Origin of the sequence: Paraburkholderia sp. EG304, assembly GCF_046543485.1 — a bacterium.
Taxonomy (GTDB): domain Bacteria; phylum Pseudomonadota; class Gammaproteobacteria; order Burkholderiales; family Burkholderiaceae; genus Paraburkholderia; species Paraburkholderia youngii.
In genome coordinates this window covers 21,138-36,964 of sequence record NZ_JBKGUA010000058.1, presented here as the reverse complement: position 1 = coordinate 36,964, position 15,827 = coordinate 21,138, and the positions used below count along the sequence as shown (strand labels likewise).

Here is a 15,827-nt window from a genome sequence, read left to right as displayed (position 1 = left end):
GCTTATTACATGATGCGGGAGGGCAAACCCTTTGACCTCAACCGATGTTTCGGCTGACCTTGGCGGGGGGTGACGAGCCCGCCGGCTTTGTTGGCATCAAACCAGCAAGTTGATTGGGACACCCCCCGGCCATCCCCGATGCAGCGTAACGACTGAGACGCCCAGACCATGAGCCCGAGCAAGCCTGGTACCCAAACGGGTAACCACATTGTTGTCTCAACTCCTGGACATTGGCCTGGTACCGATGGTTTTCTGGGGCTCCACGCGTGAGCCAAGGGCGAGGCCAGAAGACCGGCACTCGCCTTGAACCCGATGGGTGACTGGTGCGGATCAGTTCCGCAACCAGGTGAACGAAATACCGGATGCGTCGCGGTGCTTCGCTTCACGCGGGGTTGGCGAAGGTTTCGCAACAACGCAAGGCCGCGCCTTGTGCGTAGTGCTGTACCGCTTTCCAACGGCCTTTCAATGGGTGACAATGCCGCGGATCGGTATCCGAGCCTCGCCGACCTAATTCGCAGGTAGTCTAGTTGACGCAAGACAGTCCGTGCCGGATCGCGTACCGGATCACGTCGGTGTTGTTCGTGATGCCGAGTTTCTGCATCAGCCGCATCTTGTGGGTGCTGATCGTTTTTGCACTGAGCGCGCACACATCCGCGATTTCGTTAAGGCTCTTTCCCGCAGAGAGCATTTGCAAGACCTGAAACTCGCGGTCTGACAGCACTTCATGCGGTGGCACGTCGCCGCGGTGCCTGTCGAAGACCATTGCGTCGACGAGCCTCGGATCGATGAAACGCCCGCCGCCCGCGATCTTGCGGATGGCTTCGAGCAACACGGCGGGGTCGCTGTCCTTTGTCAGGTAGCCCGTCGCGCCTGCACGCAGCGCTCGCGACGCCACCTGCGCGTCGTCGTGGATGGTAAGTACCAGCACTGGCAGCGCAGGCTGCTCGACGCGCACGCGCCGGACGAGGTCGATTCCGCTGATGCCCGGCATGGTCATGTCGAGCAGCAGCACGTCGACGGCGCAGCTGCGCAGCTTGTCGATCAGTTCCGAACCCTGTGCAGCTTCCGCGGCGACGATCATGTCGACCGTTGTCGCGATGATCTGCCTGATCCCGCTGCGCAAGATCGCGTGATCGTCCGCAATGAGTATTCTGATCATGTTCAGGCACTATTCCACGAGCGCACGCTTCTGATCGGCGCTGGCCGCTCGATCAGCTCATCAATCAGATCGGCCAGTTCACATAGTGCCTGAAACTCTGATTCGTCGAGTTGGTCGACGTGATAGAGCCGCAGATCGCGCATGGTTTCGCCAAGACGCTTAAGCATCTTCGGCGTGCTGTCGAGCAACGGCCAGCAGTGCATCAGATACGCAAGCAAGGTCACACGACGCGTCTCGCACCACTCATCGAACAGTCGTAGACAGACCGAATTAATTTCCTCGACGGCGTTCTCCCGCTCCGACAGATAGGCGATCATGATGCACCGGTTTTCCAATTGCGCTTCGACGACTCATAGTCAGCGACCAGAATCCCTGTCACATTCAGCGGAAGCTGGAAAAACGAGGCGCGGCATCCTGATTTTCGCATCAGGAAATCCTTACCCGGTACCCCGGCTTCTTGCGCTTGCGCGCTTCACCCGTCTTTAGTCTGGCTTTATATGGCATTATTCAAGGTTCTGTTGCAGTAAGGCCCACGTTAAAATTGGGTAGCAAATTTTTGAGCTGTGCGATGAAGAAGACGAAGACACCGCGAACCACACTCGCGCCGGGCCTGGCCAAGGTCCTGAAGCGCCTTCACTACCCGCTTGAAGTGATTTTGCTGTGCGTGCGATGGTACGTGGCCTATTCGCTGAGTTTGCGCAATCTTGCGGAAATGATGGACGAGCGTGGTACCGCGGTGGATCATTCGACGGTGTACCGCTGGGTCATCAAGCTGCTGCCGCTCTTCGAAAGGCGCTTCCGCAAGCACAAGAATGGACGAGAGCTATATCAAGATCAAAGGCGAGTGGAAATATCTTTACCGGGCAGTGGACAAGGCGGGCGACACGGTCGAATTCCTGCTCAGGGCCAGGCGGGACAAGGTCGCTGCCCGGCGGTTCTTTGAAAAGGCGATCGCCCATAATGGTACGCCAGAGACCGTGACCATCGACAAAAGCGGCTCCAATCTGGCCGCACTGGATGCGGTGAATGCCGATCGCGAGACGCCGATCAAGGTCCGTCAGATCAAGTACCTGAACAACATTGTCGAACAGGACCATCGGGCTATCAAACGCCGGACCCGGCCGATGCAGGGATTCAAGAACTTCCACCGTGCGAGGGTCATTCTCGGCGGCATCGAGGTAATGCACATGATCAGGAAAGGACAGATGAAATGTGCCGGCAAAGACCCGTCGTCTGCTTCCCAGCAGTTTTACTCCCTTGTGTCATAAGCAATACTTATCATATCGACATTTCTCGTCCCGACACCCTTACTGCAACAGAACCCAATGCTCAGCGTCTCACCATGGGATAGCGAGAGAAGCGGCGAAGACGGCGAGCGCAAATCACTGGTCTCCTGCAGCGACAGGCTGATCGACGTAGAGACCAACGGGGCAATGCGCAGCCGTCGCTTCGCATATGCCTCGATTTTCCCGAAACGAATCCTGGGCCAGTCATGGTGATCCAGCCCGTGACGTCTCTCACCTGTTTTCATTCTTGGCGCCTGCGGGACGGGTGCTCGAATCAGGCCGCGAAAGAATGTTTCTGTGGTAGACCGTGACATACGACAGATGTATCTCGCTGATGCGGCGTCCCGCCAGACGCTCCGACCTCGCGCGTGCGCGAGCAAGAATCGCATCGTATTTCCGGAGAATCGCCATGTATCGCTGGGGGTTCATCTGGTTGACACGCTACCATCCACGGACTTGCTACGCTCGGAACAACTATGCGGCTTTACTACCTGACGGCTGAAAAGTGGGCGAAGAAGAGTATCGCCGAACGCAGGTTGAAACTCTCGCTTTTTGAGGAACTCAATGATCCTTTCGAGTTGTTGCCTCACGTTCTACCGAGCCGCGAGCATCGAAGGGTTGCGGAGGTATTGCGCGACCATCTGTCAAAGGAGCGGGGGGTCATCTGCTTCTCGACCGATTGGCAGAATCCGGTAATGTGGGCGCACTACGGCGCGAAACATTTCGGCGTCTGTCTCGGGTTCGACGTTCCTGACAGTCTGGCTATGCGGGTCAGCTATGAGCCGAACCGCCTCGACTTTGACATCGATCTTTCGGCGCCCAATGCCGGTGTTACTCATGACATGGTAAAGGCCATGCTCCTGACGAAATTTGAAGCCTGGCGATACGAGAACGAATACCGGGTGATGGGAGAACTGCGAGATCGGGACGCTGATGGCCATTACTACGTCGACTTTGGCAAGGATCTGATGCTGCGCGAAGTGGTCATTGGGGTGCGCAACGAAACTTCCCAACGGGAAGTTGCGGAGTGGATCGGGGATTTAGGCCATGACGTCGCGATCCGCAAGGCACGGCTGGCGTTCAAGCAGTTCAAAATCACTGAGCAGCTTAACCTGCCTGTCCTCCTGGCCGGTCATGGCAATACCGAGTAGCAAGGCATCTGCTGCCATAGACCAGCGGTCGCGCGACCGGATAGCATGGGACAAGGAAGCGCACCAAAGCAAAAAGGGACGCCTTGCGTCCCTTTTATTTCACCCGTCCGAACAATCAACGACCGCCAACCGGCTTCTTTTTGGCATCGGACCTGCGCTCAAATACAGCATGGTCGAGCCGGTCAAGTGTTTCCCTCAGAACATATGCCCGCTTCTTCGGTGCAGACTTCCGCCGCTCGCGCAAGACCGTTACCGCCTTTTTCGACGGCTCGGACTCCCCTGACCGGGTCGTCGGAATTACCTTGACGGTCCCGTCTGGATAATGGATGGTCACAGCCATGCGTTGCTCCCTCTGGACAGACGACTCATTTCCACGTCGTCAAAGAAGTCGGATGCAGCGTCGAGCAGGTCAGCCCCGAAACTACCAATCCGATCCTTACTGTTGCCAATGCTATCAGGTAATGGCAGCGGTGAGTCAAGTATCGCCACCACAGCGAGACCCCTTGTTCCAGGAGCATCAGCGGGCTTATCTCCGCCGGGCTCAAAAATAGGGACCAATCCGGTCCACGCACTGTCTTCATATATTCTTGCAGGGTCTGGGGCTTCACCGACACCCGGGCTGTCGTTGAAGACGTAAAAACCCCGCTGACCCTCGCGCCACGAACGACCGACCGGCGAAGTTTCCAGCGAGAACCGCTGGCCCTGCCGCGAGCGGCTGTGCCCGACCTCGTAGGCAATGGCCAATGACATCCTGTCACCCGGTCGCTGGATGGCGAGCGCGATCCGGAAAAGCGGAGCTTGCGAGTCCCGTATTGCGAAATCCTCCGGATACGCCTCCCGCAGTGCATCACCCACTTCACGCCGCATGTCCGCAAGTGTCTCCCGGATCGCCGCCGGCACTTCCGTCAGATTGCGCTGAAGCTGGTCGCGGGCAAACGAGGTCGCGCTCGCGACTTCCTGACCGAGCTGATCGAAGCTGCTGTCGAAATCCAGTACCTTGATGCCACAGTCCAGAGGTATATGGATCATCCGGTCGATCCCCCGAAAATGGATTTCGGGCGGGCCTGCGACCACCGTCTGCAGGGCGGCCGACAGCCAATGCGGTCGGTCCCCGTTGGATGGTGGCGGTTTCAGGCCGAAGGCAATCGTCACCGCGTCGGGCTGCAACGCGCGTTCCTCATCGAACGTCCAGACCGGCAGGTTCGACAGCAGCCCGCCGTCGATGAAGCGTCGCTCGAGCGCCGCGGTTTCGCCGCGACGGGCATACGGGAACGTCCACGGCCTGAAGACGATCGGCAGGCAGATCGACGCGGCCACCGCATCAGCGACTTTCACCGTCGGCGTGGTCTCCAGCGAGAACAGTTCGAGTGCCTGGCCGCTGACATTCGTCGCAACCAGCTTGAGCGGCAGCCCACCACAGGCTTTCAACTGCTCAAAGGTGATGCCGCGACCGTCGATCTTCAAGCCTTCGGCAATCGCCTCGTCAACCAGCTCACGAACGGCGTTCAGGGACGCCAGTCCTGCAAGACACCGTCCGACCACCCAGATGGCCACTGCCGCAACGAACAGGAGGCTGGCCAGCGTCAGCCTGGACAGGTGTGCGTCGAGCTCGACCGCGAGCAGAAGGCCGACGACGCCAACAAGAAGTTTGCCCCATTTGCGGGCCCAGATCAGGCCCCAGACCCTGCCGGGCCACTTGTTGCGCCAGCAACGGCCGACCGCGCCAAATGCCGCCGTCGCGCGGCGAAACCACCTGATGGACCGCCAGTCCCGACCGAACAGGTCAGTTGCCTTTCCGAAACGGCCCCCGGCCACGACCTGCAGCAGATGCGTGCGGTTTTCTGGGTCCAGCAGCTGGTCGGCCCGATAGTGGGCCGCGACAAGCGCCGCCATGATCGCGCCCGCCGACGTGCCGGCGACGCCCGCGATGGTGAGGCCCAGCTCATTCACGGCAGCAAGTCCGCCGACGTGCGCGATGCCGCGCGCGCCACCGCCCTGGAAAGCGAGGAAAACCGGGGGACTGCGGGTCTGACTGGCGTCTGGCTGCGGTTCCGATGCCGTTTCTTCTGATGGTGTGGTCATGGTCAGGATGGTGCCGGCCTCCTTGCGCGGTCGCGCAGCTGGGAGCAGCGGGTTCATCCGACGATTGTATCAAGCCATCGTGTCGAAGGTTCAATCCTGATAATCGTTATTATCAGGATTGCGTTTAATGGCCTAAAATGGGGTAGGGCGGCCCGGATGCCGGGGTTTGCCCATTTTTTTGACACAACGAGACCAAGAAAATGACCAAAAAAGAACAACATCCGGACAGCCCCGTGATGAAACAGATCAAGACGGCCGCCCAGCACGCCGGCGCCATACTCGATGCCGACGTCGGTCTGGCGAACCGGAACGTGCCAGTTACCAGCGCGCTGCGCCAGCCAGGGGGCCGCACGATGTTTCTCGACGTGCCGTTGCGTGCGGTGGTGGCACTCGGGCACCGGAATTTCGCGCCAGGGGCGACAACCTGGCGGAGCCTGCTCGCCGGGCTGAATGGCAAGACCTGGGATGACCGCGTCATCGGCTACTTCGAGTCGGAGATCGGCCTCCAGGAATTTCCGCCGCCGGACGCCAACGGTCCGCTCGAGCTGGAGGCCGTGGGCGGCATGGTGGAAGCGGTGAACGGCATGCATCGCCTCACGGCCGCGATCTGTTGGCTCGCCGCGAAGCACGGTGAGGATGCCGTGTTGCGCAAGGTGCAGGTCTATGTCAGCGACGCGTGGCCAGAGCTGACGCGCCGGGTCGTCGACGAGACGGCCCGCGGGCACGTCGTCCAGATCGGACTGGACTACGATCGTCGCGAGCGGTGGCTGCGTGTGGAGAGGAACGGACGGGTCGAGGTCCTCGGCCTCGAAGGCGATACAAGGAAAGCGTTTCCCGATACGCGCGGCGGCATCGAACGCGGGCTTGATCGGGTTCGCGGCATCAAATGGGGAGACCGCGGGATCTGGAAGCGGGTGGAGTGGCGCACTGTCACACCGCACATGGCGGCCGCACTCGATGACGATGGCTGGCTGAAAACGCAGCTCGCCCAACCTCTCTACGAAGCCATTCCAGCCTGACCGGTCATGGCCAATCACCAGCAAACCGTCAGTCGCCAACGGGCCTACACGCGCAACGACTTCGCGGCGCTGCGCGCGTTCGTGCAGCGCGTGCCGGCCGCCACAATCGCGAGGCTCTATTTCAGTGAAGATGAAGACGGCAACGAGCCGACACCCGGCTGGGTGGAGTCCTACCTGCGACGCATGCAGGCTGACCTGGTTGATCTGGCCATCGAGCACGGTTCGTCCGTGCTCGCCGACCACCTGAAAAGCTCGGCGCGCGCTCATGGCAGCGCGCGACTGACGGCGGTCACCCTCAGGATGGTCGAGCAGGCTGCGACGCTTGCGGTCGCCCGGCCCAGTGCCGGGCACGGCGTTGGCATGTGGTTCCGCCCACTGGTCAGCGAACACCTGAAACGGCAAGGCATCCTGACGCTTGGCGATCTCGTCGACTTCTGCAACCGGCGAGGGGGCAGCTGGTGGCGGGCAGTCCGCCGCATCGGGCCCGGTCGCGCCCGTCATATCGTGGCATGGCTTCGTCAGAATGAGAGCAGCATCGGACGGACCGTCGCCGCCGATGTCGACGAGCGGCCGCCCTTCGCAGCGGCCGACTCCGCCATTGTCGAGATCGGTGGCCCGCACCGCGTGCTGGTGCCGATTGAGCGCATGGCCCTGCGCGAAGAACTGTCGGGTGCGCGTGGCCAGAACCGCGCCCTGACCTTTTCGCAGATACGCGCGCGCAACGATCTCGAGGCAATCCGCGCGTGGCTCTACCTTTACGAAGACCAGCCAAAGACCCTGCGGGTCTACACCCGCGAGGTCGAGCGGTTTCTTCTGTGGGCAGTCTGTGTGCGTGGGCGGGCACTGAGCGATCTGATGGTTGAGGACTGTCAGGCCTACAAGGATTTCCTGAAAGCGCCCTCGCCTGCCTTCGTTGGACCGCGTGCGAGTCGCTCAAGTGGCCGGTGGCGCCCATTCGCGTCGGCAGAGATGCTGCCGGAAAGCCAGAAATACGCGGTTCGTACGCTACGCGCGGCGCTGGAATGGCTGGTTGACGTACGCTATCTGGCGAGCAATCCGTGGAAAGCGGTCAAGGACCCGGTGGTGGTCGAGCGCGAGCACGACATGAAAATCGAACGCGCCCTGTCCGCGAGCCTGTGGGAGCGAATGCGCTATTACATCGACGCACAATGCGAACCCGCTTCGGCGAGCTACTGGCGCACGGTACGCGTCGCGCTGCTGCTCAGTGGCGACTCGGGACTCCGTCGCGAAGAATTGACGGTCTCCCGGCGCGAAGCGCTCTCCCCAACCACCTGGGGCGAGAACGAGGCGCCGGTCTGGCAGCTGCAAGTGCTGGGCAAGCGCAGGAAGATCCGGACTGTTCCCGTCAGCCCGGCTGCAATCGACGCGCTGCGCGGCCACTGGCGCGATCGCGGTATCGACTTTGACAGCGCGACGGAAGGCCCACTAATCAAGCCCGGGTTCATTCCTCCTACGCCCCATGCACAGGACAAGCACGCGACCGGAAAGGATCTGTCCTACTCGCCCGATAGCATCAACAGGATGGTGCGCTGGGCGATGAAGCGGCTGGTCGCCGGCATGCCGGACCTTTCCACCGAAGACATGAAGCAGCTGGCCGCGACCACACCGCACGCGTTCCGGCACACCTTCGGCACCCAGGCCGCCGCCAATGATGTGCCGCTCGATGTCGTTCAACGCATCCTCGGCCACCGGTCGCTGCAGACCACGACGATCTACGTCCAGGCGGAGAAGCAGCGGATGATGCGCGAGGCGGCAGCCTATTTTGGAAAGACGAAGGAATGAGGCCCTTGCAACGGTGCTGACAATGTTCCGGGCGGTGACAGACTGTACGCGCACTCGCCATCGTCTTGAACCTCGAAAGCGCCCGAGATTCTGTGGGCGCGACTCCTTTTGTTTTTCTTTCTTGCGGGCGGACGACAGGTACAAAACCACTACGCAGCCGGCAGCCGTGCCTTTCGCCACGGAGCTGAAGGCTATCGAAGTTCGTAGATTTCGACGTTCTCTCCGCTATCGTTGACGCACGCGAAGACGTTCCCAACGATTACCCCAAGCTTTTCCAATCCCGCGGCTTCGGGCCCATGTGGCACAAGTTGTCTTGCGCCACGTTTCGGGAATTTGAGCCAACTGCATTTCAATCCGCCGATTGGGCAAACCGCCACTGACAATGGCCGTGAAGGATTTCGCACATCATAAACTACAGCATGACGGCCGCTCACGACGACAATCACCGGAAGGTCTCCGTAGCGTGCGGCGCGCAACTTCATGGGGCGTTCAAGATTCCTCAGTGTCGATGCGAGTCTCAAGGGAGTCTGTCTTGCCTCAACGCTGCGCGTGAGCGCTGCAGTTTGCTGACCGGACGCCGAACGATGAATCGACACGTCGAGCCCTTGAGGCGTCTGCGGCGTTACCGCCCATGCGTAGGCACGACCAAACGCGTCAGCCACGCCGACAAAGAGCTTCTGCTGGCCACGGGTGCTCAATACCACCTCGTCCTTTTCAGCGAGGCCAGCGACGTACACCTCCCAAAAGCGGAGTCCTTCCTCGTCGGGCGCGGGATCAGGAATCCATTTTGGATCGAGGCGGCCGTCGCGAAAGAAGTCATTTACCAGTTGAATGCAACTAACGACACGATACGCATGTTCAAACTCCAGTTGATGGCGAGCGTCTTCCGTCAAGGTGGTGGGGATCCCAAACGATACGACCCTTGCCCCACCAGTCGTCTTGATAAGTATTTGGCACGGGTATGGAGCGGGCCTCGCCAAATATGACGGCTTAAGTACAGAGCAATCGACGCGCACCGTGGCGATGAACTCTGATAATGGAGCCGTAGCCTTCTCGATCGTGACAGGAAACTGATTATCGGGATCATAGAGGACTCTTGCTTCGCACACTTCCAGTGGTCCAGAGCCATCGTTATTGAGGCCTAGGTATCCCTGCTGATTAATTCCAAATCCGGTGCGGCACGATCCCCTCACCGCCCACTCGAACGGCATCAGCGTTGCTGACAGGGCAGCCGGTATTACAGGCCAAGCAGGTTTCGTAGAGCCCAGAAGATGGAGCCCATCTGGGTCAGAAGCGACCTGCTCTACACTCAGATGCCCCAATAACTCGTTCCCCAAGAATAGATTCTGCTCGCGCTCATACGTAGAATCGTCAATTTTCGTCCACCCATCATTGGGTGCGGACGGAACGGATGGGTTCAGTTCGACGCCCAAGAAGTCCAAAACCGATCCGACGATTCCCGCCACGTTCGCGTCGGCCGAAAAGGAGAGCCGCAAAGTTAGAACGTCCGATTCCTCCACGAGAAAGTCGCTATTGGCGTGAAGTGTGACATCAACGTCCGAGCCAAATGGTCCCGCGCCATTCAGCACTCCGCTTTGCATTGCGTTCACGCTATGACCGTCTCCTGCCCATGCCGCCGCGGAGCCTTGAGAGGAAAATCCTCCTACGTTTTTCGAGGCAGCATTTAGGTATCCGAGTGCAATCGGCTCTAGGAGCCTATGGTCGACAAATAGTCCCCACTGCTTGCCATCCAACAGACCCGTAGCGCCGCCGGTAAAGAAAGTGGTCCATGCATCGAGGGTATCGGGATCTGTACCGTTCTCAAGTCGAATTGAGAGAACGGAGCCTGATTCGTCCGTGGTGATCCCGGCATTGACGTATTGAAGGCCGGACAATTCGAGCGATCCAAGACCGCTGAGGTCTAAAGGTATGTCGTATGAGAACTTGGACAAGGCCGCGTCGATCTGTTGCCCCGCATCAGGAATCAGCACCCCAAGATCCCCGATATCTGCGGGCGGGAAATACTCGGCGTGAAATTGCGGGTGCCCGGATATGAGAACCATAGTCAGGATGAAATTAACCGCAACTGCGGGATTCACCAGGGCGGTCGCCGATGGCGGTGTAGGCGCTGCGCCATTAGCCTGGAGGTCGCTGATAGAAGTGAAGTGAAGTACGATCTCTTGCGTGACCTTCACCGCATAGGCATTTATAAAGTGTGGCGGGCCATACTCGTGCCCCGTCACTTCGGCGGTACGCGGCGTTCGACCAAGTGTGGTTTTGTCAGTAACTTCGAGGTGATCCAGAAGCCAAGTTTCGCCTTGGAGCGTCGCCTCCTTGGTGAAGCAAAGTGCTTGGCTTCGGAGGACGTTACGGATGCCACCCGAGACCTCATGCGTCGTCATCTGGATTTCGATGATCATAGCTATTCCGCATCTTTGCTTTGGCGCGTCGGCGCCCCACGGAGTTGCTCTAAAGCTTCAGTCGCTTTCAAGTCTTTGTACGTATCGAATTCAGCCTCGAGTTGTTCCATGATGGTTCTGAAGCCTGCGTTTTGTGATGCTTCGCGAAAGCGCGAAAACAACGATTTGCACGCGCGGAATTGCTTGGACGTTAGACTCGGATTTTGACTTTTTGAACCGGCCTGTCCTCTTTGCGTCCCCTCGTCTTTTTGCGCCAGCTTCACGATTGCAGCGACGTAGGGATGAATGGCTAACCACGTCGTCGCCGCATCATGGACCAACTGCATATCTTCTGTTGCAACTCGATACAGGTGGTTGAGATTGTTATCGTAGATCTCTCGGAGTTCGCGACCACGAGGTGTCGGCATGAGGACTAGATCCCGAAAATCGACAGTCGTACGGTATGTAGCAGCAAGCTTCAGCATTCCACTGGTAATTCGATGGGCTAGGTTAAGCCGCAACTCCGCGGATAATGGTTGAAGTTCGTCTGCGTTCGATGGTCGAGGTTGCTCCCCGTCAAACGAGATGCAGCTTATGGCCCTCGTACTAATGCTTGTGACGGAGCCAACATCAAGTAACGAATCTGTCAAACATCGAAGCAGTACGTTTCGCACGAAGCAGGCTCTAACAACGACGCCATTTGGGCCAACCACTGGGTCGTCCATGCATGCCCCGCTGTACACCTTGTCGCACTCCGCGCATTCGCCCACAGCTATAACGGTTCCGTCTGGCAATCTGCAGGATGGCATTTTTCTTTCCTCTCAAATTGACGATGCGGTGTAAATTCGAGCGAGCTTGGCGGTGCAATAAGCGAATGGCGAGAGAATTACTTGCTTACAAGACTCAAAAATCGAAGCACAGCATAGATCAGCGTAGTGTAAGTAAAGGCAGTTTCAAGAGATTTTTGAAGTCTTGATTGTTGGTAAATGAACGTTGGAAGTGAGAGGTCTTATCACTTCCGTCCCGCAGTTCGCAACTTCATTCCCTGTCGCCCCGCCGTTGCCCGGTAGCCTTGAACAATGCTCGTTTCGGTTTTTGCGAAGTGGTCGTTGAATTGTTGTAGTTGGTGATTTGATCAATCGCTCTGGGGCTCGAGTTGAAAGTGGCATTGGGGCCGTTGATGGTGATGGACGGTGTGGAGTCGGCTGCATGGAACATCCCGACAACTGGAGGAACCACCGCGACTGCTGCTGTGATCGCACCGGCAATCTTCAAAGCGATGCTGAGCTTCATGGAGCGCCTCTCGTCAGAAAAGGCGGCGTCAACACGGCGTACTCTGGTTCTTTCCCCCGTCAGTCCTCCGGTTAGTCCACCGCCTTACCCCCCGATGGGCAGGCAAATTCCCCCACCTGTGGGCACCTAAAATCCCCCACCTAGAGACACGCGGAGCATGACGCTGGCGCGGTCTGGCAGGACGTTACCTTACACCCCTCGAATGAAGAAAAAGAGGGGTTGTTGGAGTGAATGTCTTGAAGCCGCATCTGCAAACAACCATCGCCACGCTCATCGCCGCGGGCAAACGTCAGCGGGAGATTGCCCGGATTACGGGAGTCGACCGTAAGACGATCCGCAAGTACCAGGAGCAATTCGCGGCGGCGCAGGCAAATTCCCCCACGGTGCCCACCGGCTCCGGGCTGCAAATTCCTCCACCCTGCCCACCGGCAAAGAGCAATCAGATATCGGCCTGCGAGTCACACCGGGAGTTCATAGAGGCCCAGTTGCGGCTGCGGCGCAACGCCATGGCCATCTACCAGGATCTGGTGGACCGGTTTGGCTTTGCTGCCGGATACGACAGCGTCAAGCGGTTCGTGCGGACATTGCGCCAGCATGAACCGGCCCAGTTTGACCGGCTGGATTTCCAGCCTGGCGAAGAAGCCCAGGTTGATTATGGCGAGGGGGCCCTGACCAGGGTGCCGGGCACAAACCGTTACCGCAAGCCGCGGTTGTTCGTCATGACGCTTCGGTACTCGCGACGCAGCTTCCGCCGCGTTGTGTGGAAGTCCAGCAAACAGGTCTGGGCCGAGCTGCACGAGCAGGCCTGGCGCCAGCTGGGTGGTGTAACGCAATACGTCGTCCTCGACAATCTGAAGGAAGGCGTGATCAAACCGGACCTGTACGAGCCGGAGCTCAATCCGGTGTATGCAGCCATGCTCGCTCACTACGGCGTGGTGGCGGACCCAGCCCGCGTACGAGATCCGAATCGCAAGGGCACCGTCGAGAACGCTATCCAGCATACCCAAGGCACGGCCCTGAAGGGGCGCCGGTTCGAGTCGATCGAGGAGCAAAACGCCTTCCTTGATCAATGGGAATCGAACTGGGCGGCCAGAAGGATCCACGGCAGTACCCGTCGCCAGGTTCAGGCGATGTTCGAGGAAGAGCGCCCCCATCTGCGTGCCTTGCCGGCGCGCAACTTCGAATACTTCACCGACAAGGTCTACACGGTCTGCGACGACACGTGCGTACGGGTCGACCACAGCAGTTACGCTGCCCAATCGGCTCCCATTGGCAGCAAGGTGCTGGTGCGTAAATTTGCCCGTCACCTGGAAATCCGCAACCTCCAGACACAGACATTGCTGCGCACCCACATTCTGGCCGACAGGCCGGGAACAGTGATCCTGCCGCACGACGAGCGACCGTTCAATCCCTCCCGGGAAACACGCCGCATCCTCGCGCAGGCCAGGACGATCGGGCCATCGGCCGAACGCCTGTGCCAGCATCTGTTCGACACCGAAGGGCGAGTCGGTCAGCGCAAGCTCTGGGGCATCGTCGGCCTGGTCCGGCGCTATCCCCGCCGCCTGATCGAATCGGCCTGCGAGATCGCAATGAGAGAAGGCGTGCCCAGCTACAAACAGGTCAAGGCGCTGACCGAGAGTCTGCTGGAGCAGGCGCTGGCCGAACTGGACGCGCCCGTCCAGGGCGAACTGCCCTTGACTCAGGAACATCACCTCATCCGGGACGGCGACGACTACGCCGACCTGTTCACCCTCGGCGCCAAGCATAGCGCCGCCATGCCATCACCCCACGGAGATCTCTCTTGAGCATGAGCCTTGCCGAAATCGACCGCGCCCTGCGCGAACTGCGCCTGTCCGGCATCAGCGCGACACTGGAAACCCGGGTGCTGCAAGCCCAGGCCAGCCAGCAGCCATTCCTTGAAACCTTCTCCATGATTCTGCAGGACGAGCTCGATCGACGACAGTCCCGGCTTCTCGAACGACGCTTCCAGCAGTCCGGCCTGGACGAGCGCAAAACCCTGAGCGACTTCGACTGGTCCTTCAATCCGAAAGTCCCCCGGCAGGCCTGCTTCGAGCTACACACGCTGAAGTTCGTCGCCGACAGCGACAACGCGCTGCTGATCGGCAAACCCGGCACCGGCAAAAGTCATATCGCCAAGGCAATCGCCTACAACGCCACCCTGCAGGGAATGAAGGTGCGATACGTCGAGTCCGACACCGTGTTCGCCGGCTATGCCGTGGAAACACGTGCCGATCAGGACCGGCTGCTCAAGGCCCTGGTCGAGCCCGAACTCCTCGTGCTTGACGATCTGTTCCTCGCCAAACGCATTCCCGATGCCGCGGCCGAACTGCTGCAGACGCTGGTCCATCAACGCTACAAGCAACGTCGCAGCATCCTCGTCACGTCCAACCGTGTCGTCCAGGACTGGGGGCGCTACCTTCGCGACAGCACCATGGCCTCGACGATCCTTGATCGTCTGCTGCATCGCTCCAAACTCCTCGAGTTTGAAGGCAAGAGCTATCGACTCCGGGAAGCTGCTGCCAGGCTTGCCGTCACTGAGGAATCCGACGCATAATCCGCTCGTCCTGCCTGGGGGAATTTAGCCGCCCACAAGTGGAGGAGTTTGAACTGCCCATCGGGGCCTTACCTAACGGCCGCACACCCATTTGGCAATTTGCTAGGCCTGCGCCTGGTGTTCGTCGTCGTCCGACTTCCGCATGGCGTTGGCTCGCGCTCTACGCGTCTTCGCCCTCTTTTCTTCTGCATCGACAATTTCGGTCGGAGCCCCCATCCACTTTAGAAGCGTGTGCGACAACCCATGCTTCAGTGCATAGCCGACACCATCGGCTGCACCAAACACGATTTTCGTGCCGCCCACGACGAGGAAGTAGGTTGCTATCTGTCCGAGGTCCGGATGCGGGAACAAAGCGAAAAAGGCCGCACCGCTTCCAGCAGTCGCAAACAACTGGGCGATCGTAGTGCCGGAGATGGGCGAATGCATCACCGGAAACGGCTCATTGGCCAGGACGCTATTCAAATCGTCTTGGTCGCCGGCAAAGTGCCGCAGGTAGTTTCCGTCGCGATCAGACCGACCAGCGCCAAGAAGACAGTAAAGCACGTCGCGCTCGACCTCATGTGCCGCCACAGTCCGGGGTGGCACCAAGAAATTAAAATCCCATTCGTCAAGCAGCGCACGGGCTTCAAGGGCTTGGTCGCTATCAGAAGGTGCGGTAGCGCTGGCGGATGAAGGAAGCGTGATGATTGCAAGTTCCGGCAGCTGCGGGGTCAAGAACACGGTCGTAGTGAAAAAACCAACCAACTCGACGCCAGGGGTATGGTGGACATTAACTTTAGCGGTCACGGCTCCCTCCTCTTCCTCGTCCGGCAACGGCGGCGGCGCAACCACCCTATCTCGGCAGAAATGGCGCACTGGTCTTTAGCATAGGCGCGCGCAGCTTCACCATCAAAAACGAACTCGAGGGTTGCGGACTGAAAGTCGCAGAAGCAGCCGCAGTAGCGGCCCTCCCCTTTGACTGCTACCTGGCGCGAAAGCGCTCACTATGCGCAGGCGGGCAAATTCAGTATATAAGGCCACGAGGGTCGCTAGCGGTCGACCTCCCTGTCAAGCTAATCAC

General features: G+C 59.4%; 13 protein-coding genes and 1 pseudogene. 6 read left to right on the top strand and 8 right to left on the bottom strand.

The annotated features are described in order from the left end of the window. Positions 1–523 precede the first annotated feature (523 nt). On the bottom strand, positions 524–1,159 hold the full coding sequence (locus ACLFKU_RS36675) for a response regulator transcription factor (RefSeq protein ID WP_018437937.1): 636 nt from the start codon (positions 1,157–1,159) through the stop codon (positions 524–526). Positions 1,160–1,161: 2 nt separating this feature from the next. Continuing rightward, the gene (locus ACLFKU_RS36670) at positions 1,162–1,476 is read right to left on the bottom strand and encodes a hypothetical protein (protein ID WP_018437938.1); all 315 of its coding nucleotides are present in this window, start codon (positions 1,474–1,476) and stop codon (positions 1,162–1,164) included. Positions 1,477–1,769: 293 nt separating this feature from the next. Here ACLFKU_RS36670 and ACLFKU_RS36665 point away from each other — a divergent pair. Next, positions 1,770–2,427 (top strand): annotated as a pseudogene (locus ACLFKU_RS36665) (IS6 family transposase). 494 nt (positions 2,428–2,921) lie between these two features. Next, positions 2,922–3,596 (top strand): DUF2971 domain-containing protein, encoded by a 675-nt coding sequence (locus ACLFKU_RS36660; protein ID WP_410852431.1) that lies wholly within the window; start codon positions 2,922–2,924, stop codon positions 3,594–3,596. A gap of 115 nt (positions 3,597–3,711) precedes the next feature. Here the strand turns inward: ACLFKU_RS36660 and ACLFKU_RS36655 are convergent, their stop codons facing one another. Both ACLFKU_RS36655 and ACLFKU_RS36650 read right to left on the bottom strand, forming a co-directional pair. After that, complete coding sequence (locus ACLFKU_RS36655; RefSeq protein WP_410852430.1) at positions 3,712–3,936, bottom strand: hypothetical protein; 225 nt, start codon at positions 3,934–3,936, stop codon at positions 3,712–3,714. Next, positions 3,927–5,735, bottom strand: coding sequence for a patatin-like phospholipase family protein (locus ACLFKU_RS36650; RefSeq protein ID WP_410852429.1), 1,809 nt, complete (start codon positions 5,733–5,735; stop codon positions 3,927–3,929). Before ACLFKU_RS36650 ends, ACLFKU_RS36655 begins: the two co-directional genes overlap by 10 nt. 143 nt (positions 5,736–5,878) lie before the next feature. Between ACLFKU_RS36650 and ACLFKU_RS36645 the strand changes: the two genes are divergently transcribed. Continuing rightward, the gene (locus ACLFKU_RS36645) at positions 5,879–6,697 is read left to right on the top strand and encodes a hypothetical protein (protein ID WP_410852428.1); all 819 of its coding nucleotides are present in this window, start codon (positions 5,879–5,881) and stop codon (positions 6,695–6,697) included. Positions 6,698–6,703: 6 nt separating this feature from the next. Further along, positions 6,704–8,500 (top strand): phage integrase family protein, encoded by a 1,797-nt coding sequence (locus ACLFKU_RS36640; RefSeq protein WP_410852427.1) that lies wholly within the window; start codon positions 6,704–6,706, stop codon positions 8,498–8,500. 191 nt (positions 8,501–8,691) lie between these two features. Here the strand turns inward: ACLFKU_RS36640 and ACLFKU_RS36635 are convergent, their stop codons facing one another. The 3 genes from ACLFKU_RS36635 to ACLFKU_RS36625 all read right to left on the bottom strand — a co-directional run bounded on the left by ACLFKU_RS36635 (position 8,692) and on the right by ACLFKU_RS36625 (position 12,192). Then, positions 8,692–10,920 (bottom strand): hypothetical protein, encoded by a 2,229-nt coding sequence (locus ACLFKU_RS36635; protein ID WP_410852426.1) that lies wholly within the window; start codon positions 10,918–10,920, stop codon positions 8,692–8,694. A 2-nt stretch (positions 10,921–10,922) separates the two neighbouring features. Further along, the gene (locus tag ACLFKU_RS36630) at positions 10,923–11,327 is read right to left on the bottom strand and encodes a hypothetical protein (protein ID WP_410852425.1); all 405 of its coding nucleotides are present in this window, start codon (positions 11,325–11,327) and stop codon (positions 10,923–10,925) included. 610 nt (positions 11,328–11,937) lie between these two features. Further along, entirely contained in the window at positions 11,938–12,192 is a 255-nt protein-coding gene (locus ACLFKU_RS36625) for a hypothetical protein (protein ID WP_410852424.1), read from the bottom strand. Between the two features lie 227 nt (positions 12,193–12,419). On the opposite strand from ACLFKU_RS36625, the gene istA reads away from it, so the two are divergent. Together istA and istB are read left to right on the top strand one after the other, a co-directional pair. Then, positions 12,420–13,997 (top strand): IS21 family transposase, encoded by a 1,578-nt coding sequence (gene istA / locus ACLFKU_RS36620; protein ID WP_410852423.1) that lies wholly within the window; start codon positions 12,420–12,422, stop codon positions 13,995–13,997. A 2-nt stretch (positions 13,998–13,999) separates the two neighbouring features. Further along, complete coding sequence (istB, locus tag ACLFKU_RS36615) at positions 14,000–14,767, top strand: IS21-like element helper ATPase IstB (protein ID WP_042293351.1); 768 nt, start codon at positions 14,000–14,002, stop codon at positions 14,765–14,767. A gap of 102 nt (positions 14,768–14,869) precedes the next feature. Here istB and ACLFKU_RS36610 read toward each other — a convergent pair whose 3' ends face one another. Continuing rightward, the gene (locus tag ACLFKU_RS36610; protein WP_410852422.1) at positions 14,870–15,553 is read right to left on the bottom strand and encodes a hypothetical protein; all 684 of its coding nucleotides are present in this window, start codon (positions 15,551–15,553) and stop codon (positions 14,870–14,872) included. Between the last annotated feature and the right edge of the window lie 274 nt (positions 15,554–15,827).

Excerpts from the sequence above, each read along its gene's own strand:
- ACLFKU_RS36675 (WP_018437937.1), bottom strand. The coding sequence starts at position 1,159 with ATGATCAGAATACTCATTGCGGACGATCACGCGATCTTGCGCAGCGGG.
- ACLFKU_RS36670 (WP_018437938.1), bottom strand. The coding sequence starts at position 1,476 with ATGATCGCCTATCTGTCGGAGCGGGAGAACGCCGTCGAGGAAATTAAT.
- ACLFKU_RS36660 (WP_410852431.1), top strand. The coding sequence starts at position 2,922 with ATGCGGCTTTACTACCTGACGGCTGAAAAGTGGGCGAAGAAGAGTATC.
- ACLFKU_RS36655 (WP_410852430.1), bottom strand. The coding sequence starts at position 3,936 with ATGGCTGTGACCATCCATTATCCAGACGGGACCGTCAAGGTAATTCCG.
- ACLFKU_RS36650 (WP_410852429.1), bottom strand. The coding sequence starts at position 5,735 with ATGAACCCGCTGCTCCCAGCTGCGCGACCGCGCAAGGAGGCCGGCACC.
- ACLFKU_RS36645 (WP_410852428.1), top strand. The coding sequence starts at position 5,879 with ATGACCAAAAAAGAACAACATCCGGACAGCCCCGTGATGAAACAGATC.
- ACLFKU_RS36640 (WP_410852427.1), top strand. The coding sequence starts at position 6,704 with ATGGCCAATCACCAGCAAACCGTCAGTCGCCAACGGGCCTACACGCGC.
- ACLFKU_RS36635 (WP_410852426.1), bottom strand. The coding sequence starts at position 10,920 with ATGATCATCGAAATCCAGATGACGACGCATGAGGTCTCGGGTGGCATC.
- ACLFKU_RS36630 (WP_410852425.1), bottom strand. The coding sequence starts at position 11,327 with ATGCCGACACCTCGTGGTCGCGAACTCCGAGAGATCTACGATAACAAT.
- ACLFKU_RS36625 (WP_410852424.1), bottom strand. The coding sequence starts at position 12,192 with ATGAAGCTCAGCATCGCTTTGAAGATTGCCGGTGCGATCACAGCAGCA.
- istB (WP_042293351.1), top strand. The coding sequence starts at position 14,000 with ATGAGCCTTGCCGAAATCGACCGCGCCCTGCGCGAACTGCGCCTGTCC.